The sequence below is a fragment of the Nocardiopsis sp. SBT366 genome (genome assembly GCF_001083815.1).
In the GTDB taxonomy this organism is placed as follows: domain Bacteria; phylum Actinomycetota; class Actinomycetes; order Streptosporangiales; family Streptosporangiaceae; genus Nocardiopsis; species Nocardiopsis prasina.
Map to the genome: position 1 here is coordinate 1 of NZ_LAVM01000085.1, position 23,951 is coordinate 23,951.

Consider the following 23,951-nt stretch of genomic DNA (forward strand, 5'->3'; position numbering starts at 1 on the left):
AACAAACATGGCTTAAAGAAAATCAAACACGCGCTGTTGAGTTCTCAAGAAACAATCACTCTTCCCGTACAAGCGCCAGAACCGAAGTTCCGTCTGCTCTTCCGGAGAAGGCTTTTTGCGTTTCCACCGCTTTAGCGGCTTCTACGCTGTGTTGTGTCTTTACTTTATCAGGTGTTCCGCGCCCCGCCAAATCGGCGTTTTCGCTTCAAACCTGATCCGGAGAAAGAATTCCCGGTGCTTCTTCCGCCCCGCGTTTCCGCCGGGCTTTTGAAGCAACTCCCCGAGCTTACATGCCCGAGCGACTGCTCGAACCATCTTGCTGAGAAGAGAGGATGTCGGTGATCGCGGCCCGGTTCCGAGTCGAAGCCATGAAGGCCTCACTCGCCGTCCCGCAGCGACTCGACCGACTATAGAGGGGGCGGGTGCGGACGTCAAGTCAGGACCCGGAACGGGCGCCGTCTCGGCGGATCCGGGCCTCTGGCACCCGCGCGCGGTCCTCACACCAGGCCCGCGCCGGTTACGTCGGCTGTAGTCAGACAACAACTGTGGTGCCCGAATCATCCCGAGGCCAAACCTTCGCCAGACGCGACCACGGAAGCCCCGGAACACCACGAACGGGTGAGGGCCGGTCTCCCCAGTGGAAGCCGGCCCTCGTGCGTGCGTCCGAGCGTCAGCCCTTGAGGACCACGCCGCCGATGTTGCGCTTGCCCTTACGGAGTACGACGAAGCGGTCGGCGAGCACGTCGTCCGCGCTCAGCGTGGCCTCGACGTCGGTGACCTTCACGTTGTTCACGTAGGCACCGCCCTCCTGGATGGCACGGCGGGCCGCCGACTTGCTGGGCGTCAGGCCGCTCAGCGCGAACAGGTCGGTGACCAACAGATCCCCCACCGGGCCGTCGACCTCGGCCTTGGGTACCTCGGCCAGAGCGGCGTCCAGGGTGCGGCCGTCCAACTCCGTCAGGTCCGCGCGGCCGAACAGCGCCAGGCTGGCGTCCTTGACCTTGCGGGTCTCCTCCTCACCGTGGACCAGCGTCGTCAGCGTCTCCGCGAGCGCGCGCTGCGCCGCACGCGCCTGCGGACGCTCCTCCGTCTGGCGTTCGAGGTCCTCGATCTCCTCGCGGGAGAGGAAGCTGAACACCTTGAGGTAGCGGATGACGTCGCGGTCGTCCGCGTTGAACCAGAACTGGTAGAAGGCGTACGGGGAGGTCAGTTCGGGGTCGAGCCACACCGTGCCGGTCTCGGTCTTGCCGAACTTGGTGCCGTCGGCCTTCGTGAGCAGGTTCGTGGTCAGAGCGTGCGCCTGGCCGTGCGGCTCGTTCCCCTCGATCCGGCGGACCAGGTCCATTCCGGCGGTGATGTTGCCCCACTGGTCCGAGCCGCCCGTCTGAAGCGTGCAGCCGTAGCGGCGGTAGAGCTCGACGAAGTCGTAGGACTGGAGGAGGACGTAGCTGAACTCGGTGTAGCTCATGCCCTCACCGTCGAGGCGGCTCCTGACCGTCTCCCGAGCCAGCATCTGGTTGATGCTGAAGTGCTTGCCCACGTCCCGGAGCAGCTCGATCGCGTTCATCTGCCCCAGCCAGTCCCCGTTGTTGGCGAGGATGGCGTCGGTCGGGCCCGCCTGCTCGCCCTCAGGCGTGAACCGCAGGAAGGCGGAGAGCTGCCCGGCCAGGTTCCCGACCCAGTCCAGCACCGTCTCCACCGAGTTCATCTGGCGCTCGGCGTTGGGCTTGGGGTCGCCGATGAGGCCCGTGCCACCACCGACGAGGGCGATGGGCCGGTGCCCGGCCTGCTGGAAGCGGGCCAGGGTGAGCGCCTGGGTGAGGTGGCCGACGTGCAGGCTTCCCGCGGTGGGGTCGAATCCGCAATAGAGGGTGATCGGACCATCGGCCAGCGCCTTGCGGAGTGCGTCAAGGTCGGTCGTCTGCGCGATCAGTCCGCGCCACTGGAGTTCGTCGATGATGTCGATCACTGTGTAGCTCTCTGTTGTGTAGGCGGGCCCTCGGCCCGATCTGCCTAGCAGTGTAGGGCGACCGTGCGCACGGGGCACCCGGTTATCCCTCACACGACCACGCTACCGGCCGGGTGTCGGCCCAGTTCACGCGGCAACGGGTGCGCGTAGGACACCGGTCAGGGCCGTGCCTTGACGCGCTGGGCTAATGGCATTAGCTTTATGGCTATGGGCATGAGCCATAGGGTTCGCGCCACGGACGAGGGACACCGTCATGCACCACCTCCAGCGCCCCGACGGGCGAATCGCCTACGACCTCCACGGTGCCGGGAACACCGGAACACTCGTGATCTGCGTGCCCGGCATGTTCGACCACCGCTCCTCCTTCCGGTTCGTCGCCGCCGCGCTCGCCGAGGCCGGGAACCGCGTGGCCGTCATGGACCTGCGCGGACACGGGGACAGCGACACCACCTTCGAGCGCTACGACAGCCGCGTGGCCGCCGGCGACGTCGTCGCCCTGGCGGAGGAACTCGGCGGCGGGAAGGTGGTCGTCGCGGGCAACTCCATGGGCGCGGCGGCCGCGACCATCGCCGCGCTGGACCGTCCCGACCTGGTGAGCGGTATCGCCCTGCTCGGCCCGTTCCTGCGACCCGGCGTCCAGAGCCGACTGCAGCGTGCCTCGCTGAGGCTCCTCGTCTCCGGGCCCTGGATGGCGCGGGGTCTGACGATGGTCTACGACTCCCTGCACAAGGGGCGCGTCCCCGAGGGGCACGCCGAGCAGAAGGCGCGCGTCCACGCGATGCTCCGCCCCGCCGAGCGGCGTCGGGCCGTGGCCCGAACCATCGGGGTCACCAACGAGACGATCGACGACGCGAGCGGGCTGTCCGCTCGGGCCGTGGTGATCATGGGCGAGCTGGACCCCGACTGGAAGGACCCCCGTGCAGAGGCCGACTGGGTGGCCTCCGTGGTGCGGGGCGACGTGGTCATGGTCCCCGACTGCGGCCACTACGCGCAGTCCCAGCGCCCCGACGTCGTGGTTCCCGCGCTGGTCGACCTGATCGAGAAGGCGGAAGCCGTTGCCTAGGGCGGGGCTGACCCCCGTCGTGGTCACAGAGGAGGCGGCGTCGCTCGTCGACGAACGCGGGTTCGACAGCCTGTCCCTGGCGGCGCTGGCGAAGCGGTTGGGTGTGGCGACCCCGAGCCTGTACAAGCACGTCGACGGGTTGGACGGGCTGCGACGGGAGGTGTCCCTGCTCGCCGTCGGCGAACTCGCCGAGCGGCTCCGGTCCGCCGCGACGGGCCGGTCCGGCGCTGATGCCCTGCGGGCGCTCTTCGATGCCCACCGTCGCTACGCGCTGGAGCACCCGGGCCGCTACGTGTCGATCCAGCGGGCTCCCGCCCCGACGGACACCGAGGCGCGAGCGACCTTCGCTCGGCCCGTCGAGGTGATCGCCGCGGTGCTGCGCGGGTTCGCGATCCCCGAGCGGCAGATGGTGCACACGATCCGCGCGCTGCGCAGCGCCGTGCACGGGTTCGTCGATCTGGAGACCCACGGCGGCTTCGGGCTGCCGGAGGACGTCGACGAGAGCTACGCCGTGCTGGTGGAGGGCTTCGTCCGTGCCCTGGACAACTGGCCCGTCCGCGACGAGGGGGCCAGGGAGATCTGACCCCGGGTGTCGTTACGGTCCGGGCCGGTGATGGGCCAAGCTTGAGGGACCCGGATCGGACGACCCGCCCGTCACGGGAGGCAAGACAGTGTTGGAGTTCCCCGATGGCCCAGAAATCCTCCCCCCGAAACCCCGCCAGGGGCGGGAAGCCCTCCTCTCGGCTGACCGCGATCATCAGTACCGTCGTCGGCGTCCTCGTGCTCGCCGCCTTCGTTCTGCAGCAGCTGGGCGTGATCGACCTGGAGTTCGGTGAGTCCGGTACGGAACCGCAGAGCTCACCGGAGTCGAGTTCCTCCGACGTCGACCAGGCCAGGCAGCGGTTGGAGGAGATCCGTGTCGAGGAGGAGAACGACTCGCCGGGATACGACCGCGCGCTGTTCCCGCACTGGGACTCCGGGGTCCAGGACAACTGCTCCACCCGTCAGGTCGTGCTGCTCCGCGACGGTGAGGACGTCCAGACCAACGACAAGTGCCAGCCGGTCTCCGGTTCCTGGCACAGCCCCTACGACGGTGAGACCTTCACCGACGCGCAGGACATCGACATCGACCACATGGTGGCGCTGAAGGAGGGGTGGCGGTCGGGTGCCCACGCCTGGTCGACCGAGGAGCGCCAGGAGTTCGCCAACGACCTCGACTCCTCGCAGCTGTGGGCGGTGAGCGCCTCGACCAACCGGGCCAAGGGTGACGCGGACCCGGCGAACTGGCTGCCGCCTCTGGAGTCCTCCCACTGCGACTACGTGGTGTCCTGGATCGAGGTCAAGCACAAGTGGGACCTGACCGCCGATCCCGAAGAGGAGACCGCGCTGCGCGAGGTTCTCGACGGTTGCTGACCGGCCCCCGCGCCGATCCGCTGATCACGTGACGCGCTGGCCCGGCACCCCGGGCCAGCGCCCTAGGCCGGGTTCTCCTGGGCCATGCCCCGTGCGGTCGCCAGGATCTCCTCTTCGCCGATCAGCCCGAAGGGGTCACGGACCTCGACGGCCACCCCAGGCGCGGGCGTCCAGAAGGCCTCGGACCCCCCGTACAGTCCCCCGGTCCCGTTGTTGTCGAAGTCGCCCAGCTCCCAGGTGTCGGGATCGCGCTCGTGGTAGCGGGTGAGGAAGGAGCGGACAGTATCCAGGTCGGTGAGCTCCTCCCCCCTCAGGACCAGGACCTGGAGCAGCACCTCGAACCCACCACCCTCCTTGGCCTGTTCCCAGGCCCGTTGGGTGAAGGCGACGTCTCCCCACTCGTAGGTGAAGTCCGAGGCCGAGGCCTCTGGCCCGACCTGCGCGGGCAGGTGGCCGATGGTGAATCCGTCCAAGGGTCCTCCTCGGGGGCCGACGGCGGACACCGCCGCCGTGAGAACGAGTACGAGCACGGTGGCGAGGGCCACCTGGGCCCACCTGGTCGGGCGCATGTCACCTCCACCGGCGCCCCCGGGACCGTCCCGGGGGTGACCGGTGATTCCATGCTCCGCCGGGCGGGCGGTCAGTACCAGAGTGTCCTCGAACCTGTGGATAACTCCGCTCCGACACACCCCGCCGGTCCGCCTCCACGGGGGTCCCCACCCCGGTGAAACCTTCCCGGCCGTCCTGCCTCAGCCCGCGTTGACGTGGTGGTCGTACAGGAACTCGGCGATCGCCAGGGACGAGGTCGCCGCCGGGGAGGGCGCGTTGCGCACGCACACGACCCGACCGTGCGTGTCCACGTGGAAGTCATCCAGGAGTCCGCCGTCCCGGCCCAGCGCCTGGGCCCGCACACCGGCGGGGGCGGGACGCAGGTCGGCGGCGGTGAGTTCGGGGAGCAGGCGACGGGCCTGACCGGCGAACACCGCTTTGGAGGCCGACACCAGCGTCTCCCGGGCGCCGACGGTCCAGTGCTGGCGGGCCAGGCGCCAGAAGCCGGGCCAGGCGAGCGTCTGCGCGAACTCGCGGGCCCGCAGGTCGCGGGCCCGGTATCCCTCCCGGGCCAGGGCCAGGATGGCGTTGGGCCCGGCCATGACCTCGCCGTGCACGTGGCGGGTCAGGTGCACGCCCAGGAACGGGTACCTGGGGTCGGGGACCGGGTAGAGCAGGCCGCGCACGAGATCGCGGCGCTCAGGAACGAGTTCGTGGTAGTGACCCCGGAAGGGGACGACCCTGGGGTCGGCGCCGCCGCCTGCCATGCGGGCGAGCTGGTCGCTCTGGAGTCCGCCGCACAGGACCATGCGGTCGAACCGGTGGATGACCCGCTCCCCCTTGGGGTCCCCGGTCAGGGCCTCCGTGCCGTCGTGGTCCTGGCGGAGGTCGATGACGGGGGTGTTGAGCAGGACCCGGCCACCGGAGCGGCGCACGTCGTCGGCGAGCTGTTCGGCGACCGCGACGAAGTCCGTGATGGCCGTGGTGGGCGAGTGCAGCGCGCCGACGCCGACCGCGTGGGGTTCGATCTCGCGCAGTCCGTCGGGGCCGAGACGGGTGACGCCGGGGACGCCGTTCTCCTTCGCCTTGCCCTCGATGTCGTCCAGGCGCGCCTCGTCCTCGGCGTTCACCGCGACGAGGAGCTTGCCCGCCTCCTCGTAGGGCAGGCCGTTCTCCGCGCAGTAGTCCCTGAGCAGTCCGACCCCCCTGCGGCAGAGGGTGGCCTTGAGTGAACCAGGGCGGTAGTAGAGGCCGGCGTGGACGACGCCGCTGTTGTGGCCGGTCTGGTGCGCGGCGACCCGGTTCTCCTTCTCCAGGACGGTGACTCGGGTGCCGGGGCGGTGGAGGGTGATGTGGCGGGCCAGGGCCAGGCCGACGATCCCCGCTCCGATGATGCCGATGTGTTCGGTGCTGCGCATGGGCGCACGCTAGCAACCCGGTGTCCGGCGCCCGGGCACCGGGTGACGAGGAACACGGGACAAGCGGCCGCGGATCACAGTGAGCGCAGTCCCACCAGCACGGCGTGCAGGATGTCCTCGTGTCCCAGGGGACGTGAGGGGCCGCAGCACTGGAGTGAACCCTCGGCGACCATGACGGTGGCCATCGAGCGCACCTGTCCCATGGGGAGACCGACCTCGGCGGCGAGCTCGGCCACTGTCCGGGCGCGCCTTGCGTGGTTGAGGATGGCCTCCCGCTCCGGGCGCAGCCACTCGTGGTGACCGGGGGTGCGGGCGGCCACCACGAGGGTGAGCAGGTCGAGGTCGGCGGAGTCCGAGGTGCGCGGCGCGGCGCGTTCCGTGGTTCCGACGTCGACGGCGTAGGGGCGCAGGAACCTCTCGTTCCCCGCGTCCTCTGCCTCGTCGACGGGTCTGTGGCCGTTCGCGTCGGTGCGGTCGGCCGGGCCACGTTCCGTCAGGCGACGGGCGCGGCGGCCCTCAGCGGTCACTGGGTCCTCCTGGTGGTGTCGGGAAGGGCGAGGTGTCGGTCGGCGCGGGACCGAAGGGGGCCTGTTCCCCGGAGTCGAGCCGAACGGACGGCCCCGTGGTGCCGCCGCGGTTCTGCGGCGCCGACGGGTCGTGCGGTCGCTGGGCGCCGGAGGGCCCGTACGGCCCTCGTGGCTCCGAGGCCCCGATCCGGTAGTGCGCGCCGCTCGGTGGCCGAGGGCCCGCCGTCCGGGGCTGAGGGCCGGTACGGGCCTGGGGGCCGGTCTGGGGTTGAGGCCCGGTCTGGGGTTGAGGCCCGGTACGGGCCTGGGGGCCGGTCTGGGGCTGAGGCCCGGTCCGGGAGCGGGGGTCGTGCTGGTCGGGGACCCCTTGGGGCCCGGACTGGCCGAACGGTCCCCGGGGTCCCGTCTGTTGGCCGGTCCCCTGGCCGGTCAGGTGACTCAGCGCGCCCGGGAAGGCGGGCACCCCAGCCGGGGCCCCGGTGACGGGGACCGGGTTGTCCACGGGCTCCAGCAGGCTGTCCGGGATGAGCGCGGTGGCCAGAGTCCCGCCGTAGGGCGAGGGGTGCAGCCACACGCGGATGCCGTGCCGTTCGGCCAGGCGGGCCACGACGAACAGCCCCAGCCTCGGGTCGTCCGGAAGGGCCATGACGTCGAACTCCGGCGGACGTGTGAGCGTGCGCTCGGCCGCCGCGTAGCCCTGCTCGGACATGCCCAGCCCGCGGTCCTCGATCTCCACCACGAGTCCGCCGCCGACCGGGGCGCAACCCATGTCCACGGTGGTCCCGGCGGGAGAGAACTGGGTGGCGTTCTCCACCAGTTCGGCGAGGAGGTGAACGACGTCCGCCACGACCTGGCCGTGCATGAGCACCCGGGGCGCGGACGTCAGCCGAACGCGCTCGAAGTCCTCGGTCTCGGCGATGGAGGCGCGCAGAACGTCCACGAGGGGGCGGGGCTGGCGCCAACGGCGCGCAGACTGGCCGCCGCCCAGGATGATGAGGTTGTCGGCGTAGCGGCGGGCGCGGGTCGCCAGGTGGTCCAGTCGGAAGAGTCGGCGCAGCGCCTCGGGGTCCTGCTCCTTGTACTCGATCTCGTCGAGCAGGCGCAGTTGGCGTTGGACCAGGGTCTGGTTGCGGAAGGCGATCCCCAGGAAGGCGCGGTTGGCGCCCCTGCGGATCTCGGCCTGGCGGACGGCCGCCTCCACCGCGGTGATCTGGGCGCTGTCGAAGGCGTCGGCGACCTGGCCGATCTCGTCGTCGCCCTCCTCGTCCAGGGCCGGGAGTTCGTCCACGACGTCGACCTTGTCCCCGCGCTGGGCCCGCTCGATGATGTCGGGCAGGTCCGCGTCGCGGTCCAGGATCTGTTCGCGCAGACAGGTGAGGCGTTCGGTGAGGCGGCGCGAGGACCGGCCCACGAGCGCGATGGCGACCACTCCGCCGAGCAGGGTCACGGTGGCGGCCGCGACTCCGAGCGTGACCCTGAGCAGGGCCGCACTCCAGGCGAGGTCGACGGTGCGTTCGATCTGGGTCCTGGCGATGTCGTCCAGGGACCGGGCGGCGACGGCCGAGGAGGTGTCCCAGTCGTTGGCCTCGATGTCGATGGCGGAGTTCCACTCGGTGAGGGGTTCCTGGCCGGGGAGGGCGTCGTCGTTCTGGGCGACCGGGGGCCGGGTGACGACCCTGCGGCTGAACCCCTCCGCCCTGGTCCACGCGTCGTCCTGGACCAGGGCCTCGTGGGCCGCGCGGACGCTGGGGTGCATGGCGTGGCTGACGGTGTCGAGGGTGGCGCGGTAGGAGGCGGTGAGGAAGGTGAAGTGGGCCGTCTCCTCATAGGTCATCCGCTCCGCCGCGATGACCCCGGCGAGCAGGGCGTCGGCCGTCGCGTACTCCTCACGGGCGGCGAGAAGCTCCCTGGTGAGGACCGCGTCGGTGAGGTTCTCCCCGCCGTCGGTGGTGTGCAGCAGCGCGATGACGGTGTCGGTGAGGGTCCCCAGGAGGTCGCTGTAGCCGCTGAGGGCCTCCTCCCGGTTGGCCGTGCGGGCGTCGACCGTGGAGCGCAGGGCCTCGAGGCGGTCCGGGGCGCCGGTCACCAGGGCGGCGTGGCGGTTCACCTCGACGTCCCGGCCGTCCTCCAGTCCCTCGCCGAGGGCCACGGCCTCGGCCAGGGCGTCGTCCGTGCTGGCGCGCTGCTCCTCAAGGTCGTCCTGGAGGGTCGCTTCCCCTCCGGCGTCCTGGACGCCCAGGTGGACCATGGACAGGCGGCGTTCGGCGCGGAGCTCGGTCGCGACCCCGGACAGGACCTCGGTGCCCTCGCGGGCCTGGCTCACGGCGCTCATGAGCTGGGCGGCCTGGGCGGTCCCGAGTGTGGCCACGATGAGCCAGAGCGCGAGGAAGCACAGGCTCGGGATGAGCACGATCCGGGTGAGCTGCCCGCGGATCGTCCGGGTGGACGCGTGTGTTCTTCGCAATGGCCCCCTCCAGCCCGTGCGGGTGCCGGGGCGTCCTGGGGAGGTGCCTCGGCGGCTTTCGGTCCTGCCGAGGCTATCGAAAAACCATTGCCGTACGTTGTCAAACAATCACGACTAGTTATCCGAGCTTGTGGGAAGGGCCGCCGAGCACGCCCTGGGGCGGTTCGTGTCCGGGGTGAAGGGGCAGGTCACCGCCGATCAACGCGACAGGGCCGCCCGGTGGTCCGGGCGGCCCTGTTCGACGGAGTCCTGGCGGGGCGTGTCGCGGAATCAGGACTCCGGACGGTGTCGGGAACCCACCGGGGCGGGCAGTTCCTCGGCGGTGGGCGGCTGCTCCACACCGAGCGAGTTGAGCACCTCGGCGTAGCGCAGCGCGGCGATCTTGCCCAGGAGGCTGTCCGCCCCCAGGGGAGCCCCGGGACGGGCGCCGTGGCGCTCGGCGAGGTCGGCCAGGTACTGGGCCGGGATCTCCGGGCCGACGGCGCTGGGCGCGATGACCGGACGCTGACAGCCGCCCTGGCGCAAGTGGGCCACGACCTGCTCGATCGAGGCCTCGTTCTCCAGGTCGGCCGGGAGCACCGTCAGCCCGAGCCGGGCCGCGAGCAGCACGGCGGTGACGCCGGCCGCTCCCACGGCGCCCTCTCCGCCCACGGCACCGACGACGACGCCGTCGGCCATGGTGGTGTTGCGGGCGGTCACGCTGATCAGGCGCATCCGGTCGGCGCGCACGAACCCGGCCTCGGCCAGGCGCAGGTGCAGCACCTCGGCCAGCATGGGGTGCGGGCCCAGGCCCTCGGTGACGCGGACGTCGGCCCCGGAGGAGGCCACGGCCGCCGCCACCGCGGCGTTGGTGCCCCCGTGCGGCGCCGTGACCAGGGGGACCACGACACCGCCGAGTGGTCGTTCGTCGGACTTCTCCAGGTCGGCCAGGGCCTCTTCGATACCCAGTTCGTGGCCCTCGGTGTGCCCGAACCTGATGGTGACCTCGGGGCGGTAGGCCCGGACGAGATCGGCCATTCGGGCACCGATCAACTCACCGTCGGCGTCCCTGGCCTGTTCGGCAGTGCCCGGGACCGCCATGATCAGTGTGGGGGTACCGAACCAGTTGTCGAAGGACAGCGGGTTGCGGTGGCGTCCGGAACGCCGCTTGGGCAGTTCGCGTGGGGGAAGTCGGTCAGAGTTTCGCATACCAGGATTCAGACGAGAAGTGGATGGGGCGCGCTGTCAAAGCGGGTGGTCACTGCCGCGACATTGTAGCGTTCAACACCACATTCACGGGCGTTTCTCCCGAACGTACAACGGACCGACCCGGCTCGGACTGGCGGGGTCGCCCGGTCAACCGCTGAGCACCGGGCGACGGCTGTTGATGACGTGGGTGACCAGCTGGACGAGGACGTCCTTGGACGACTCCCGTTCCCTGGCGTCCGCCATCAGCAGCGGCACCTCCGACGGTATGTCCAGCGCCTCGCGCACCTCCTCCGGCTCGTAGTGGGCCGCCCCGTCGAACTGGTTGACGGCGACCACGAACGGCACGCCCCGGCGTTCGAAGAAGTCCACCGCGTGGAAGCACGTGTCCAGCCGACGGGTGTCGGCCAGCACCACGGCGCCCAGGGCACCCTCCACCAGCTCGTCCCACATGAACCAAAAGCGGTCCTGTCCCGGTGTTCCGAACAGGTACAGCACGATGTCGTCGTTGATCGTGATGCGGCCGAAGTCCAGCGCGACGGTCGTCGTGTACTTGTTCTCCACTCCCCCGAGGTCGTCGACCCCCTGGCTGGCCTCGGTCATCACCTCCTCGGTGCTGAGCGGGGTGATCTCGCTGACGGAGGCCACCATCGTCGTCTTGCCTGCGCCGAACCCTCCGGCGATGATGATCTTGACCGCCTGGGGTATCGCCTCCGGCGCCTCACGCGCGTCCTGCGTACCCGGTCGGTTCTCAGAGTCTGCGGATGCCATCGAGTACCGCCTGAAGTACTTTCTTCTCGGGAAGCTGGGTCACGGGCATCGCTGCCCGGGTGTGGACGTCGCCCTCGGCCACCAGGTCTCCCAGGAGCACCTTGACCACCGTCAGGGGGATGTCCAGGCGCGCGGAGATCTCCGCGACCGAGATGGGCCTGCGACACAGGGCCAGGATCGCCTGGAGTTCGGGGTCGCGGACGCGGTCGTCGAGGTCGCGGGCGGCCATGACGATCGTGATCAGGTCCAGCCCGCGCCCGGCGCTGCCGGGTCGGGTCCTGCCCCTGGTCATCGTGTAGGGACGGACCAGCGGACCGGCCGGGGCGTCGCCCGCGGTGGCCCCGGCCGCTGGCCCCTCGGAGGTGGGGTGCCCTCTGCCCCGGTGCCAGGTGGGGTGCGTACGCCGTGCCGGGCCCGCACCCTCCCGCTCTCCTCTCACCGACGGCACGCTCGACAGCGAGCCGCCGCGCTGTTCGCCCGGGGTGTTCACGAACTCCCGCCTCCCATGGCCGTGAGGTGGCCCGGGCGCCGTGGCGGCGCGGTAAGGAACTGGCCCACCCTCTTGACCCGGAGGTTCATCTCGTAGGCGACCAGTCCGACGTCGGCGTCCTCGGTCGCCAGGACGGCCAGACAGGCCCCGGTGCCCGCCGCGGTGACGAACAGGTACGAGTGCTCCATCTCCACGACGGTCTGGCGGACGTCGCCGCCGCCGAAGTGGCGCCCGGTGCCCCGGGCCAGGCTCTGGAACGCGGAGGCCACCGCGGAAAGATGCTCGGCGTCGTCCGAGACCAGTCCCCGGGAGCGCCCGAGCAGCAGTCCGTCGGCCGACAGCACGATCGCGTGGCTGGCGCCCACGACGCGGTCGACCAGGTCGTCAAGGAGCCAGTCCAGGTTGTCCGCGGCCTTGCTCATGCCCACCATCTCAGTCGCTCTCTCCTGTGTGGTCGTCGGCGCCTGCACCGACCTGGTCATCACTGCTGTGCGCGAGCCCGTCGCGGCCGATCTCCTCGGCTCGACCGCGTCGGGTTCCGGCGCTGAAGGCGTCCATCATGCGGCGGGCCTGTTCGGGGCTTCGCTGCGACACGGGTCCGGAGCCGTGCGGGTCCGCCCCGGTCGAGGGGTCGTCGCGGAGCTGGGGTGCGAGGTTGGCCTGCCGCCTGCGGCGGGGCAGGCCCGCCCGGTCCGGTCTGGATCCGGCACCCGTCTCGTCTCCTCCTCTTCGGGGCAGGGGTGCGTGGCCGCTGGGCCGCGACCGTCCGGGCGCGGGTCCGGGGTCGTCCGGCGTGGGCTCGGGCTCGGGGGTCAGGTCCGGCACCTGGCGCAGCAGCGGGCCGTCGGGGACGTGGTCGTTCGTCTCGTCGCCGGGCTGGCGGTCGTCGTGCTCGGGGACCGACCGCAGGACGGGGCGGGCGTGTCGGGGCCCCGACTCCGCGGCCAGCAGGTCGGCGGGGCCGTCGTGGTCCTCGCCCGCCTGGGGTTCGGGGCTCACACCGTTGGAGCGGGCGAGCACCGCCGCCCGGGGGCGCTCCACCGGAGCGCCGCCGCTGGAGACCACCAGGGCGTTGGGCACGAGCACCACGGCGCGGGTTCCTCCGTAGGGCGAGTGCCGCAGCTGCACTCCGATCTCGTGCTTGAGGGCGAGCCTGGCCACGACGAACAGACCGAGGCGGCCGTCCGTTCCGGGGGTCATGACGTCGAACTCCGGCGCCTCGGAGAGCGTGGCGTTGTTCTCGTCCAGGACCTCCTCCGTCATGCCCAGCCCCCGGTCCTCGATCTCGATCACCACACCCTTGGGGACGTTGTCCGTGGCGATGGTGACGTTCGTGTGCGGCGGCGAGTAGGCGGTCGCGTTCTCGACCAGCTCCGCGAGCAAGTGGATGACGTCGGCGACCACCGCTCCCACCAGCGACAGGTCCGGTACGGAGGTGAGTTCGACCCGTGCGTACTCGTCGGTCTCGGAGATGGCTCCGCGCAGGATGTCCACGAGCGGGACGGGGTGGCGCCAGCGCCGGCCGGGCTGGGCGCCGCCGAGGATGATGAGGTTCTCCGCGTGGCGGCGGCCCCGGGTCGCGAGGTGGTCGAGCTGGAAGAGGCTCTCCAGCAGGTCCGGGTCCTCCTCCTCCCGCTCCACGCGGTCCAGGAGTTGGAGCTGACGCTGCACGAGGGACTGGTTGCGATGGGCGATGCCGAGGAAGACCCGGCTGACGCCCGCACGGATGTCGGACTGCTTGACGGCGGCGCCGACTGCGGTGCGCTGGGCGATGTTGAAGGCGTCGGCCACCTGTCCGACCTCGTCGGTTCCGTGGTCGAGCTGCTTCATCTCGGTGTCGAGGTCCACGCTCTCCCCCGCCTCCAGACGGCGCACGATCCGAGGGAGGTCGCTGCGGGCGATCCCCAGTGTCTCCGCCCGGAGCCTGGCCAACCGGTAGGTGAGGCGGCTGGCCGAGCTGGCGGCCACCCCGTAGGCGACCGTTCCGGCGAACAGGGAGGTGATACCGCCGCCGAGGGCCATCGTGAACATCCACGAGCTGGCCTCCTCGGTGGAGGTGACCACGCTGTCCACCCGGTCGGTGGTGACCTCGGCGAGCCCGGTGTTGACCTCGTCGGCCGCCTCACGCCAGTCGCCGAGGCCGCTCGGCGGGGTGCGGTCGCGGTTGATCTCCCCGGTGAGGGGGTCGATCTCCACGGGCGCCTCGTGTTGCATGAGGGTGTCGGCGATCCCCATGGCCTCCACCCACGCGGCACCGCGGGTGATCCGCTCGACGCGGGAGGCCTGATCCTCCTCCTGGGAGACCGTCCCGGGAGCGAGCCCGGCCTCCGCGGGGGCCTCGGCACCCCGGTCCGGGATCTCCTCGGGCGTCTCCTCCGCGCTCAGACGGCGACGCGTGTCGCCCGCGAGCGAGGCGATCTCGGCCTGGTGCGAGCGGGTGAGGTCGTTCTCCGCGAGAACGGCGGTGATGACGGCGTCGACGTGGCCGAAGCTCTCCATGGACCACAGCAGGTTGTCGGCCTCGGAGGCGGCGTCGGAGACGAGCCCGTCGTCCAGTCCCTGGACGGTGGCCGAGTAGAGGCGGATGCCCTGTTCGATCGCGCCGGTGTAGGTGTCCAGTACCTCCGTCACCGGGCCGGGGTCGGCGAGATTGTCGGTGCGCAGTGCCTGGACGTCCTCCAGGGAGCCGAAGAACGCCAGGGCCAGCGGCTCGGGTTCGCCCCGGCCGCCCTCCAGGGTGTCGCGCACCTGGCGGAGCTGGGCGAGGGCCTCGTCGGTGGTCCGCGCCGCGTCGACCAGCGCCTGTCGGCTGTCGCCGCCGGGGTCGGTCACGAACTCGACGCCGAGTCGGCGTTCGTCCTGGAGCGCCGTGAGCGCTCCGGCGAGGTCGGCCCCGGCTCGGCCGTCGGTGACGGAGTGGTGCAACGACACCGCCTGCGCGAGTGTGGCCGTGCTGAGCAGGATGAACAGCGCGAGGAAGGTGACGGTGGGGATCAGCACGATCCGGTTGAGCTGTGTCCTGATGCCGGGACCGTTCCCGCTCTTGGGCCCGCGACCCGTGCTCACTGGCTGACCCACTGCGCTCCTCCCACGGACTCGACGCGGGCACCGGAGACCACGCTTGGTGCGTGCCGGTCCCCGCACGGGTCGTCACGGTACGCGCAGATGGAAACACGTGCGGTGTCCGCAGACTCTGGACGCTACCGCACTCTTCCCCCTGGCGCGGGGGAATCGGAGATTGGATCCCTCGCGGGCACGGGCCCTGGGTGCGTCGGTGGTCTGGTGTGTGCACGCATGTCAGGGGATGGTGCCGGAAGTCCGTACCTCAGTGCGGTTGTTGCTCCTGGGACATAGGGTTCTGCCCATGACGCAAGAGGATCGTGATCTGGACCGGCTGGTCAGAGGGCGTATCCGCGCCCTTCGGGTGGCGCAGGGCTGGTCCCTGGAGGACTTGGCCGCACGCGCCCGGCTGAGCCAGTCGACCCTGAGCCGGATCGAGAACGGGCAGCGCCGACTGGCCCTCGACAGCCTGGTGACGCTTGCCCGGGCGCTGGACACCACCCTGGACCAGCTCGTGGAGAGCGCCACCGACGACGTCGTCACCAGCCCGATGGTCGACGGCAACCACGGCACGCTGCGCTGGCCGGTGAGGGCGGACCCCGGCATGACCGTCATGCGCCAGAGGCTGACCGATCCCCCGCCGGACCAGCCGTCTCGGATGCGGGCGCACCCCGGCCGGGAGTGGCTGGTCGTGCTGTCCGGCACGGCCGTGCTGCTGTTGGGAGAACGGCGCCTGCGGATCGAGACCAACCAGGCGGCGGAGTTCCCGACCATGCTTCCGCACGCGATCGGGGCCGAGGGCGGTCCGTGCGAGATCCTCGGCATCTTCGACCGGGACGCCCGCCGTGGGCACCAGCGGGGCGGCGCGGAGGACTCCCCCGCGTGAGCCCGTAGGCGGGCGCGCTTGCGCGTCCGGCAGCCGCGGTCGGCCCTTTCTTGCTTTTGGCGAAAGAAGTACTGCCACAGGCGCAAGGGGTGCCTAACCTGGGCGCATGACGCACTCTCACACACACGACGGTCAGCACTCCGAGCACCAGCACCACGACCACCAGGCGGGCCACCGGCCCGCTCCCGGCTCCCACGACCAGGCGGTGATCCTCGACCTCGACGCGCGGGTCATGGCACCGCAGACCGACCGCGTCATCGGCTGGCTGCCGCTCCGGGAGGAACCGCGCGAGATCGTCGACCTCGGCTCCGGTACCGGGGCCGGGACCCTGCCGCTCCTGGACCGCTTCCCCGAGGCCCGCGTGACCGCCGTCGACTCCTCGGCCGAGCACCTGGACCGGCTGCGGGTGAAGGCACGGGAAGCGGGGGTCGAGGGCCGCGTGCGCACCGTCCTGGCCGACCTCGACCAGGCCGACTGGCCCGATCTCGGCGCCCCGGACCTGGTGTGGGCCTCGGCGTCCCTGCACCACATGGCCGACCCCGACCTCGCCCTGCGCCGGGTCCGGGACCTGCTCGCGCCCGGCGGGCTCCTCGCGCTGGTGGAGCTGTCCGGCTTCCCTCGCTTCCTGCCCGAGGACGCCCCGCAGGAGCGGCCCGGACTGGAGGAGGCCCTGCACGCGGTGAGCGACCGGTGGCACGCCGGGCACGTGCCGCACCGGGGCGCGGACTGGACGCGGAAGCTGACGGACAACGGGTTCGTCATCGAGGGCGAGCGCACAGTGACGGCGGAGGTCGAGGGCGCCGGGGACCCGGTGATCGGCGAGTACGCCCTCACCAGTCTCCGGCGCCTGCGGGAGGGCGTGGCCGACGAGCTGGCCCCCGAGGACCTCGCGGCGCTCGACCGGCTGCTGGACGCCGGGGGCCCGGGCGGGATCACGCGCCGCGACGACCTGACGGTGCGTACCGTGCGCTCCGTCTGGGCCGCCCGCCGCTCGGACTGATCCGGGTCCGTGCGGCGGACGGCCCGGGGGGCTAGGCCACGAAGGCCTTGCGGTGCTCCTCGACGTCGGAGCGCAGGCGCCCGAGCTGTTCGGCGACGCGGACGGGGGCGGTGCCGCCCCGGCCCGCGCGGGAGGCCAGGGAGCCCGGGACGGTCAGGACCTCGCGCACGCCCGGGGTCAGGTGCTCGGAGATCTCCGCGAAGTCGGCGTCGGTGAGGTCGGGCAGGTCGATGCCGCGCTCCTCGCAGACCCGCACGCAGGTACCGGCGATCTCATGGGCATCACGGAAGGGGACGCGCTCGCGGACCAGCCATTCGGCGATGTCGGTGGCCAGGGAGAAGCCCTGCGGGGCCAGCTCGGCCATCCGGTCGGTGTGGAAGGTGAGCGTGGCGACCATGCCGGTCATGGCGGGCAGCAGCAGGTGCAGGCTGTCCACCGCGTCGAAGACCGGCTCCTTGTCCTCCTGGAGGTCCCGGTTGTAGGCCAGCGGGAGCCCCTTGAGCGTGGTGAGCAGACCGGTGAGGTCACCCACCAGCCGCCCCGCCTTGCCACGGGCGAGCTCGGCGACGTCGGGGTTCTTCTTCTGCGGCATGATCGACGAGCCGGTGGAGAAGGCGTCGTCGAGGGTGATGAAGGAGAACTCCTTCGTCGCCCACAGGATGATCTCCTCCGAGAGCCTGGACAGGTCCACGCCGATCATGGCGGTGACGAAGGCGAACTCGGCGACGACGTCGCGAGCGGCCGTCCCGTCGATGGAGTTCTCCGAGGAGGCCGGGAAGCCGAGTTCGTCGGCGACCGCCTCGGGGTCCAGCCCCAGGGAGGACCCGGCCAGGGCGCCGGAGCCGTACGGGGAGACGGCGGCGCGGCGGTCCCAGTCCCGGAGTCGTTCGACGTCCCGGACCAGGGGCCAGGCGTGCGCCATCAGCTGGTGGGCGAGCAGCACCGGCTGCGCGTGCTGGAGGTGGGTCCGGCCGGGCATGGCGGCGTCCGGGTGCGCCCCGGCCTGGTCGGCGAGGGCGCGCACGAGGTCGAGGAGCTGGTCGGCGATGGACCGGGCCTCCTCACGCAGGTACATGCGCACCAGGGTGGCGATCTGGTCGTTGCGGGAGCGCCCGGCGCGCAGCCGCCCGCCGAGTTCGGGTCCGACCCGCTCGATGAACCCGCGCTCCAGCGCGGTGTGCACGTCCTCGTCCTCCAGCACGGGGGTGAAGTCCCCGGAGGCCACGTCGGTCTCCAGCCGGTCCAGTCCGGCGATCATGCGGTCCAGCTCGTCGGCCGTGAGCAGCCCGGCGCGGTGCAGGGCGCGGGCGTGGGCGCGCGATCCGGCGATGTCGTGGCGGGCGAGGCGCCAGTCGAAGTGGGTGCTGAGCGAGAGGCGGGCCAGGGCCTGGTCCGGTCCCCCCTCGAAGCGGCCGCCCCACAGGCGCAGGGCCTCGGGCTGGTCGGCCATCGTGGTCTCCTTCGTGACGTTTCGGTTGGTGCGGGGGACGGCGCGGGCCGTCCGAAGCCGGGTTGACGGCGCCAGGGCCGTCAGGGTCTGCGGTCGGCCAGCCGCAGCAGCGCCGCGGCGAGGTCATCCCCGCCCTGGGGGTCCCGGGAGATCACCAGGATGGTGTCGTCTCCGGCGATGGTCCCCAGGATGGTGTGGAAGTCCGTGTGGTCGATGGCCGAGGCCAGGTACTGGGCGGCCCCCGGCGGGGTGCGCACGATGACCATGTTGGCGGAGGCCTCGGCCGAGACGAGCAGGTCCTCGGCCAGCCGGGTGAGGCGGGCCCCGGAGACCTGTTCGAGGCTGAGGGTGTCAGGGCGGGTGCGCTGGAGGCGTTCGCCGCCCTCCCCCGGGAGCACGTAGGCCAGGTGACCGTCGGCGGTACGGAGTTTGACCGCGCCCAGTTCGTCCAGGTCCCGGGAGAGGGTGGCCTGGGTGACCTGCACCCCGGCCTCGGAGAGGCGTTTGGCCAGTTCCCCCTGGGAGCGGACGTCCTCACGGGTGAGGACGTCCGTGATGCGGGCGTGCCGGGCGGCCTTGGTCATCGGGACCGGTCCGCTGTGGTCGTGGCTCATCGTGTCTCGGGCTCGGGGTTGTCGCTGCTCTCCAGCAGGTGGGCGAGCAGGGCCTTCTGGACGTGGCGGCGGTTCTCGGCCTCGTCCCAGACCACGCTCTGGGGGCCGTCGATGACCCCGGCGGTGATCTCCTTGCCCCGGTAGGCGGGCAGGCAGTGCAGGACGATGGCCTCGGGGTGGGCGGCGGCCACCAGGTCCTCGTCCACGATGTAGGGGCGGAACGGGGCCTCCCGGTCCTCCTTCTGGCCTTCCTGGCCCATGGACACCCAGGTGTCGGTGGCCACGACGTCGGCGCCCTCGGCGGCCTGGCGGGGGTCGGTGGTGACGGTGACCGACCCGCCGGTGCCCTCGGCGATCTCGCGGGCCCGGGTGAGCACGACCTCGTCCGGGTGGAACCCCTCGGGGGCGCCGATCCGCACGTGCATCCCGGCGGTGGCGCACCCCAGCAGGTAGGAGTGGGACATGTTGTTGGCGCCGTCGCCGAGGTAGGCGAGGGTGAGCCCGGCCAGCGTGCCCTTGGACTCGCGGACCGTCTGGAGGTCGGCGAGGATCTGGCAGGGGTGGAACTCGTCGGTGAGCGCGTTGATCACCGGGACGCCGATGTGCCGGGCGAGGTTCTCCACGTCGGCCTGGGCGAAGGTACGCCAGGCGACGGCGGCGACCTGGCGCTCCAGGACGCGGGCGGTGTCCTCCAGGGGTTCGCCGCGCCCCATCTGGGTGCTGCCGGAGTCCAGGACCAGCGGGCTGCCGCCGAGGTCGGCGACGCCCACGGAGAAGGACAGCCGGGTCCGGGTCGAGGGCTTGTCGAAGAGGAGGGCGACGGTGCGCGGACCGGCCAGGGGGCGGTACGCGAAGCGGTCCCGCTTCATCTCGTCGGCGAGGTCGAGGACGCGGCTCTGCTCTTCGGGCGTGAGGTCGTCGTCACGCAGGAAGTGCCGGGTCATGACTGCTGCTCCTTCGTGGCGGCGGCCTCGGCGGCGTCGAGGATGGTGGGCAGTGCCTCGATGAACACCCCGATCTGTTCCGGGGTGATCACCAGGGGCGGGGCCAGACGGATCGCGTCGGGGGCGACCGCGTTGACCAGGAAGCCGCGGACCGCGGCCTGCTCCTGGACGTGCGCGGCGTGCGGTCCGGTGAGCACGAGGGCCCGCCAGAGACCGCTGCCGCGCTGTCCGGCCAGGAGCGGGTGGTCGATGCCCTCGATCTGCTCGGCGAGGAGGTCGCCCATCACCTTGGTGTGGGCGAGCAGCCCCTCGGCCTCGATGGTGTCGATGACGGCGAGGGCGGCGGCGCAGGCCACGGGGTTGCCGCCGAAGGTGGAGCCGTGGTCGCCCTTGTGGAAGGCGTCGGCGAAGCGGCCGAAACCGACGCAGGCGCCGATGGGCAGGCCGCCGCCCAGGCCCTTGGCGAGAGTGAGCACGTCGGGGCGCACGCCCTCCTCCTGGTGGGCGAACCACTCACCGGTGCGGCCGATACCGCTCTGGATCTCGTCCAGGACGAAGGCGGCGCCGGTGCGGTCGCACAGGGCGCGGACCCCGGCGAGGTAGCCCTCGGGAGCGGGGACCACGCCCGCCTCACCCTGGGTGGGTTCGACGAACACGGCCACGCAGTTCTCGTCGACCGCCTCGGTGAGGGCGTCGATGTCGCCGTGGGGCACGAAGCGCACGTCCATGCCGAAGGGGCCGAAGGGCTCGCGGATGGAGTCCTTGCCGGTCAGGGCGAGGGCCCCCGCGGAGCGGCCGTGGAAGCCCTTGGCGGCGGCCACGAAGTAGTGGCGGCCCGATCCGGCGGCGCGCTTGACCAGCTTGAGCGCGGCTTCGTTGGCCTCGGTGCCGGAGTTGGCGAAGAAGACCTTGGCGTCGCCGCCGACCAGCTCCACGAGGCGCTCGGCCAGCTGGACCTCGCGCTCGTGCACGAAGAGGTTGCTGGTGTGGGCGAGGGTGGCCGCCTGGTGCGCGACCGCCTTGACCAGGGCGGGGTGTCCGTGTCCGAGGCTGGAGACGGCGATGCCCGCGATCAGGTCGAGGTACTGGCGGCCGTCGGCGTCGTAGACCTCGCAGCCGCGCCCGAGGGACAGGGCCACCGGCGGCACGCCGTAGTTGGGCATGAGCGAGGCGGCGAAGCGCTCCCTCAGGTCGCTGCTGGTCACTTGTGGGCTCCCGGGTTCTGATCGGTGGTGTACGTGGGGCGCCAGGGGCGCGGGTAGTGGCCGTTTCCGGAGAGGAGTTCGGCCTCCAGCTCCTCGTCGGCGACCATCGTGCCCACTCCGAGGTCGGTGAAGACCTCGAGGAGCAGGGAGTGCGGCACACGGCCGTCGATGATGTGGGACTGGGGCACGCCGCCCTCGACCGCCTTCAGGCAGGCCTCCATCTTGGGGAGCATGCCCGAGGAGAGGGAGGGCAGGATGGCGCGCAGCTCGTCGACGTTGAGGCGCCGGATGAGGTCGGTGTTGGCCGGGTAGTCGGCGAACAGGCCCTCGACGTCGGTGAGCATGATGAGTTTGCTCGCGCCCAGGGCCACGGCGAGCGCGGAGGCGGCGATGTCGGCGTTGACGTTGTAGACGCCGCCGTCGTCGGCGCGCGCGACGCTGGAGACGACGGGGATGCGGCCGTCCGCGATGAGCGCGGACACGGCACCGGGGTTGACCTCGCTGACCTCGCCGACCCGGCCGATGTCGACGGTCTCGCCGTCCACCTCCACGCTCTTGCGCTCGGCGTAGAGGAGGTTGGCGTCCTCGCCGGACATGCCGACCGCGAACGGGCCGTGCTGGTTGATCAGACCGACGATCTCGCGGTTGACCTGTCCGGTGAGGACCATGCGGACGATGTCCATGGCCTCGTCGGTGGTGACCCGCAGACCGGCGGTGAAGCTGGACTCCACGCCGGAGCGGTCGAGCATGGCACTGATCTGGGGTCCGCCGCCGTGGACGACGACGGGGCGCAGGCCCGCGTAGTAGAGGAAGACGATGGACTCCGCGAAGCGGACCCGCAGCTCCTCGCTGATCATGGCGTTGCCGCCGTACTTGACCACGACCGTGCGGCCGTGGAAGCGCGAGAGCCAGGGCAGCGCCTCGATGAGGTGCGCCGCCTTGTCCATGGCCTGGGCCTGGTCCTGGGTGGTGTGTGTCGCGGAGTTCACTGGTGGGCCTGCCTGTCCTCGGGGGCGCCGGGTTCGGCGGTGACGGATGCGGGTGCGTCCGCCGCGATCTGGGCGGCGAGTTCCTCGCAGACCCCGGTGAGCAGGAGGGCGATCTCCGACTCGTCCGGGGTGGCCGGGGCGGCGCCGCTGGCGAGCAACAGGACGGTGTCGTTGGTGCCGGTCAGCGGGGCGAGGGCCGAGGCGGCCGCGTCGCCGACCAGGCGCTGGCACTGTTCGGGGCTGAGGGCGGCGTCGGTGGTCAGGACGCACAGCGCCGAGTCGACGGAGGCGTCGGGGCCCTTGGCCATGCCTCCGACAGTGACTCCCCCGCCTCGCCGGAAGGCGAACTTGGCCACGGTGTCGTCGGTGCGGATGGCGTCGGCGGCGGAGAGTCCGCCGCCCCGCGCCGCTTGGGCGAGCGCGTCCGCCACTGCGGAGTTGAGGGTGGCGGCCGGTGGGACGGCCCCGACCTCACCGGCGGAGCAGAGCGCGATCTCGGCCGCCGAGTCCGCCAGCAGCTCGGCGGTGTGCTCGGCCTCGGCGTGGGCCGTCTGGAAGCCGAGCGGGCCGGTGGCGGCGTTGGCGCTGCCCGCGTTGAGGACGACCGCGCGGACGCGGCCGCCCGAGACGACCTGTCGGGTCCACAGGACGGGTGCGGCGGGGTCGGGGTGGTCGGTGAAGACGGCCCCGGCCGCGCGTGAGGGGCCGTCGTTGACGACGACGGCGACGTCCCGGGCGTGGTCCTCGCCGGTGCCGGCGGTGACACCGGCGGCGCGGAACCCCTGGGGTGCGGTGACACTCATGTCGGCCCCTCCCCTAGGGCGCGACCGCGGCGAGCGGGAGGCCGGTGGTCTCGGGCAGGCCCAGGGCGAGGTTGGTGCTCTGGACCGCTCCGCCCGCAGTGCCCTTGGTGAGGTTGTCCAGGGCGGCGACGGCGACCATGCGGCCCGCGTCGGCGTCCACGGTGACCTGCACGAGCGTGGTGTTGGCGGCGAGGGTCATGGCGGTGTTGGGCCAGGTGCCCTCGGGAAGCAGATGGACGAAGGGTTCGTCGGCGTAGGTGGTCTCGTAGGCGGCGCGGACCTGGTCGGCGGTGACCCCGGGCTTGAGGGGCGCGGTGCAGGTGGCGAGGATGCCTCGGGGCAGGGGGGCCAGGACCGGAGTGAAGGAGAGCCGGACCGGTTCGCCGCTGACCGAGGTGAGGTTCTGGATGATCTCCGGGTTGTGCCGGTGGGCACCGCCGACTCCGTAGGGGCTGAGGGCGCCCATGACCTCGCTGCCGACGAGGTTGGGCTTGGGTGCCTTGCCCGCGCCGGAGGTGCCGGTGACGGCGACGACGGTGAGGTCGGTCTCGACCAGCTGTTGGGCCAGGCTGGGGAAGAGGCCGAGGGTGGCGACGGTGACGTGGCAGCCGGGGACGGCGATCCGCCGGGCGCCGGTGAGGCGGTCGCGCTGTCCGGGCAGCTCGGGCAGGCCGTAGGGCCAGGTCCCCGCGTGGGGAGTGCCGTAGAAGCGTTCCCAGGCGGCGGCGTCGTCGAGGCGGAAGTCGGCTCCGCAGTCCACGACGAGGACGTCGTCGCCGAGCTGTTGGGCGATGTCGGCGGACTGGCCGTGCGGCAGGGCGAGGAAGACGACGTCGTGGCCGCGCAGTTCCTCGACGGTGGTGGGCACGAGGGTGCGGTCGGCGAGCGGCAGCAGGTGGGGCTGGTGCTGGATCAGGGGGGTCCCGGCGTTGCTGCCCGCGGTGAGGGCGCCGATCTCGATGTCGGGGTGTCCCAGGAGCAGACGCAGCAGCTCGCCTCCGGCGTAGCCGCTGGCTCCGGCGATGGCCGCTGTGTATCCCATGGTGAGACCCTCTCTTCTCGCTTGGACTGAACCATCATGCATGCCAGTGTAAGTTTATGCAACTGGTGGCGGCCGAAGCGGGGGGTGTACCAGGAGGGTGCGGCGGGTG

At 71.6% G+C, this 23,951-nt stretch carries 23 protein-coding genes; 6 read left to right on the plus strand and 17 right to left on the minus strand.

Annotated elements, in window-relative coordinates:
* The coding region (locus ADX84_RS26785) for a hypothetical protein (RefSeq protein ID WP_234004116.1) at nucleotides 1-215 on the plus strand (215 nt) is incomplete at its 5' end.
* A 455-nt stretch (nucleotides 216-670) separates the two neighbouring features.
* Here the strand turns inward: ADX84_RS26785 and tyrS are convergent.
* Nucleotides 671-1,969, minus strand: coding sequence for a tyrosine--tRNA ligase (gene tyrS / locus ADX84_RS21080; RefSeq protein WP_049578235.1), 1,299 nt, complete (start codon nucleotides 1,967-1,969; stop codon nucleotides 671-673).
* A 253-nt stretch (nucleotides 1,970-2,222) separates the two neighbouring features.
* On the opposite strand from tyrS, the gene ADX84_RS21085 reads away from it, so the two are divergent.
* From ADX84_RS21085 to ADX84_RS21095, 3 genes are all read left to right on the plus strand, one after another.
* Nucleotides 2,223-3,032 (plus strand): alpha/beta fold hydrolase, encoded by an 810-nt coding sequence (locus tag ADX84_RS21085; RefSeq protein WP_049578238.1) that lies wholly within the window; start codon nucleotides 2,223-2,225, stop codon nucleotides 3,030-3,032.
* The gene (locus tag ADX84_RS21090) at nucleotides 3,025-3,615 is read left to right on the plus strand and encodes a TetR/AcrR family transcriptional regulator (protein ID WP_049578241.1); all 591 of its coding nucleotides are present in this window, start codon (nucleotides 3,025-3,027) and stop codon (nucleotides 3,613-3,615) included. Before ADX84_RS21085 ends, ADX84_RS21090 begins: the two co-directional genes overlap by 8 nt.
* A 104-nt stretch (nucleotides 3,616-3,719) precedes the next feature.
* Entirely contained in the window at nucleotides 3,720-4,445 is a 726-nt protein-coding gene (locus tag ADX84_RS21095; RefSeq protein ID WP_049578244.1) for an HNH endonuclease family protein, read from the plus strand.
* Nucleotides 4,446-4,507: 62 nt separating this feature from the next.
* Here ADX84_RS21095 and ADX84_RS21100 read toward each other — a convergent pair whose 3' ends face one another.
* The 9 genes from ADX84_RS21100 to ADX84_RS21140 all read right to left on the minus strand — a co-directional run bounded on the left by ADX84_RS21100 (nucleotide 4,508) and on the right by ADX84_RS21140 (nucleotide 14,927).
* On the minus strand, nucleotides 4,508-5,014 hold the full coding sequence (locus tag ADX84_RS21100) for a hypothetical protein (protein ID WP_082206674.1): 507 nt from the start codon (nucleotides 5,012-5,014) through the stop codon (nucleotides 4,508-4,510).
* Nucleotides 5,015-5,194: 180 nt separating this feature from the next.
* Nucleotides 5,195-6,412: an L-2-hydroxyglutarate oxidase gene (lhgO, locus tag ADX84_RS21105; RefSeq protein WP_049578246.1), complete on the minus strand. Its 1,218-nt coding sequence runs from the start codon at nucleotides 6,410-6,412 to the stop codon at nucleotides 5,195-5,197.
* Nucleotides 6,413-6,486: 74 nt separating this feature from the next.
* On the minus strand, nucleotides 6,487-6,939 hold the full coding sequence (locus ADX84_RS21110) for a DUF742 domain-containing protein (protein ID WP_049578248.1): 453 nt from the start codon (nucleotides 6,937-6,939) through the stop codon (nucleotides 6,487-6,489).
* Entirely contained in the window at nucleotides 6,929-9,403 is a 2,475-nt protein-coding gene (locus ADX84_RS21115) for a nitrate- and nitrite sensing domain-containing protein (RefSeq protein ID WP_082206676.1), read from the minus strand. The genes ADX84_RS21110 and ADX84_RS21115 overlap by 11 nt, the downstream gene beginning before the upstream one ends.
* 270 nt (nucleotides 9,404-9,673) lie before the next feature.
* Nucleotides 9,674-10,591 carry a sirohydrochlorin chelatase gene (locus ADX84_RS21120; RefSeq protein WP_049578250.1) on the minus strand — a complete coding sequence of 306 codons (918 nt, stop codon included), beginning with the start codon at nucleotides 10,589-10,591 and terminating at the stop codon, nucleotides 9,674-9,676.
* Nucleotides 10,592-10,738: 147 nt separating this feature from the next.
* Nucleotides 10,739-11,359, minus strand: coding sequence for an ATP/GTP-binding protein (locus ADX84_RS21125; RefSeq protein ID WP_049578253.1), 621 nt, complete (start codon nucleotides 11,357-11,359; stop codon nucleotides 10,739-10,741).
* Nucleotides 11,340-11,849, minus strand: coding sequence for a DUF742 domain-containing protein (locus tag ADX84_RS21130; protein WP_369801130.1), 510 nt, complete (start codon nucleotides 11,847-11,849; stop codon nucleotides 11,340-11,342). The genes ADX84_RS21125 and ADX84_RS21130 overlap by 20 nt, the downstream gene beginning before the upstream one ends.
* Nucleotides 11,846-12,280 carry a roadblock/LC7 domain-containing protein gene (locus ADX84_RS21135; protein ID WP_017546610.1) on the minus strand — a complete coding sequence of 145 codons (435 nt, stop codon included), beginning with the start codon at nucleotides 12,278-12,280 and terminating at the stop codon, nucleotides 11,846-11,848. Before ADX84_RS21135 ends, ADX84_RS21130 begins: the two co-directional genes overlap by 4 nt.
* A gap of 1 nt (nucleotide 12,281) precedes the next feature.
* Nucleotides 12,282-14,927 carry a nitrate- and nitrite sensing domain-containing protein gene (locus ADX84_RS21140; RefSeq protein WP_082206677.1) on the minus strand — a complete coding sequence of 882 codons (2,646 nt, stop codon included), beginning with the start codon at nucleotides 14,925-14,927 and terminating at the stop codon, nucleotides 12,282-12,284.
* Nucleotides 14,928-15,213: 286 nt separating this feature from the next.
* Between ADX84_RS21140 and ADX84_RS21145 the strand changes: the two genes are divergently transcribed.
* Complete coding sequence (locus ADX84_RS21145) at nucleotides 15,214-15,795, plus strand: XRE family transcriptional regulator (protein ID WP_049578256.1); 582 nt, start codon at nucleotides 15,214-15,216, stop codon at nucleotides 15,793-15,795.
* A 106-nt stretch (nucleotides 15,796-15,901) separates the two neighbouring features.
* Entirely contained in the window at nucleotides 15,902-16,795 is an 894-nt protein-coding gene (locus ADX84_RS21150) for a class I SAM-dependent methyltransferase (RefSeq protein WP_049578259.1), read from the plus strand.
* Between the two features lie 31 nt (nucleotides 16,796-16,826).
* Here ADX84_RS21150 and argH read toward each other — a convergent pair whose 3' ends face one another.
* The 7 genes from argH to argC form a co-directional block, all read right to left on the minus strand.
* Nucleotides 16,827-18,245, minus strand: coding sequence for an argininosuccinate lyase (gene argH, locus ADX84_RS21155; RefSeq protein WP_017546606.1), 1,419 nt, complete (start codon nucleotides 18,243-18,245; stop codon nucleotides 16,827-16,829).
* Nucleotides 18,246-18,325: 80 nt separating this feature from the next.
* Nucleotides 18,326-18,859 carry an arginine repressor gene (locus tag ADX84_RS21160; RefSeq protein ID WP_049578261.1) on the minus strand — a complete coding sequence of 178 codons (534 nt, stop codon included), beginning with the start codon at nucleotides 18,857-18,859 and terminating at the stop codon, nucleotides 18,326-18,328.
* Nucleotides 18,856-19,803, minus strand: a complete 948-nt coding sequence (argF, locus tag ADX84_RS21165; protein WP_049578264.1) for an ornithine carbamoyltransferase — start codon at nucleotides 19,801-19,803, stop codon at nucleotides 18,856-18,858. Before argF ends, ADX84_RS21160 begins: the two co-directional genes overlap by 4 nt.
* Nucleotides 19,800-21,008 carry an acetylornithine transaminase gene (locus tag ADX84_RS21170; protein WP_049578266.1) on the minus strand — a complete coding sequence of 403 codons (1,209 nt, stop codon included), beginning with the start codon at nucleotides 21,006-21,008 and terminating at the stop codon, nucleotides 19,800-19,802. The genes argF and ADX84_RS21170 overlap by 4 nt, the downstream gene beginning before the upstream one ends.
* Complete coding sequence (gene argB, locus ADX84_RS21175) at nucleotides 21,005-21,955, minus strand: acetylglutamate kinase (RefSeq protein ID WP_156208153.1); 951 nt, start codon at nucleotides 21,953-21,955, stop codon at nucleotides 21,005-21,007. The genes ADX84_RS21170 and argB overlap by 4 nt, the downstream gene beginning before the upstream one ends.
* Nucleotides 21,956-21,993: 38 nt before the next feature.
* The gene (locus ADX84_RS21180; protein ID WP_049578270.1) at nucleotides 21,994-22,800 is read right to left on the minus strand and encodes a bifunctional ornithine acetyltransferase/N-acetylglutamate synthase; all 807 of its coding nucleotides are present in this window, start codon (nucleotides 22,798-22,800) and stop codon (nucleotides 21,994-21,996) included.
* A gap of 13 nt (nucleotides 22,801-22,813) precedes the next feature.
* Complete coding sequence (argC, locus tag ADX84_RS21185) at nucleotides 22,814-23,842, minus strand: N-acetyl-gamma-glutamyl-phosphate reductase (RefSeq protein ID WP_049578272.1); 1,029 nt, start codon at nucleotides 23,840-23,842, stop codon at nucleotides 22,814-22,816.
* Between the last annotated feature and the right edge of the window lie 109 nt (nucleotides 23,843-23,951).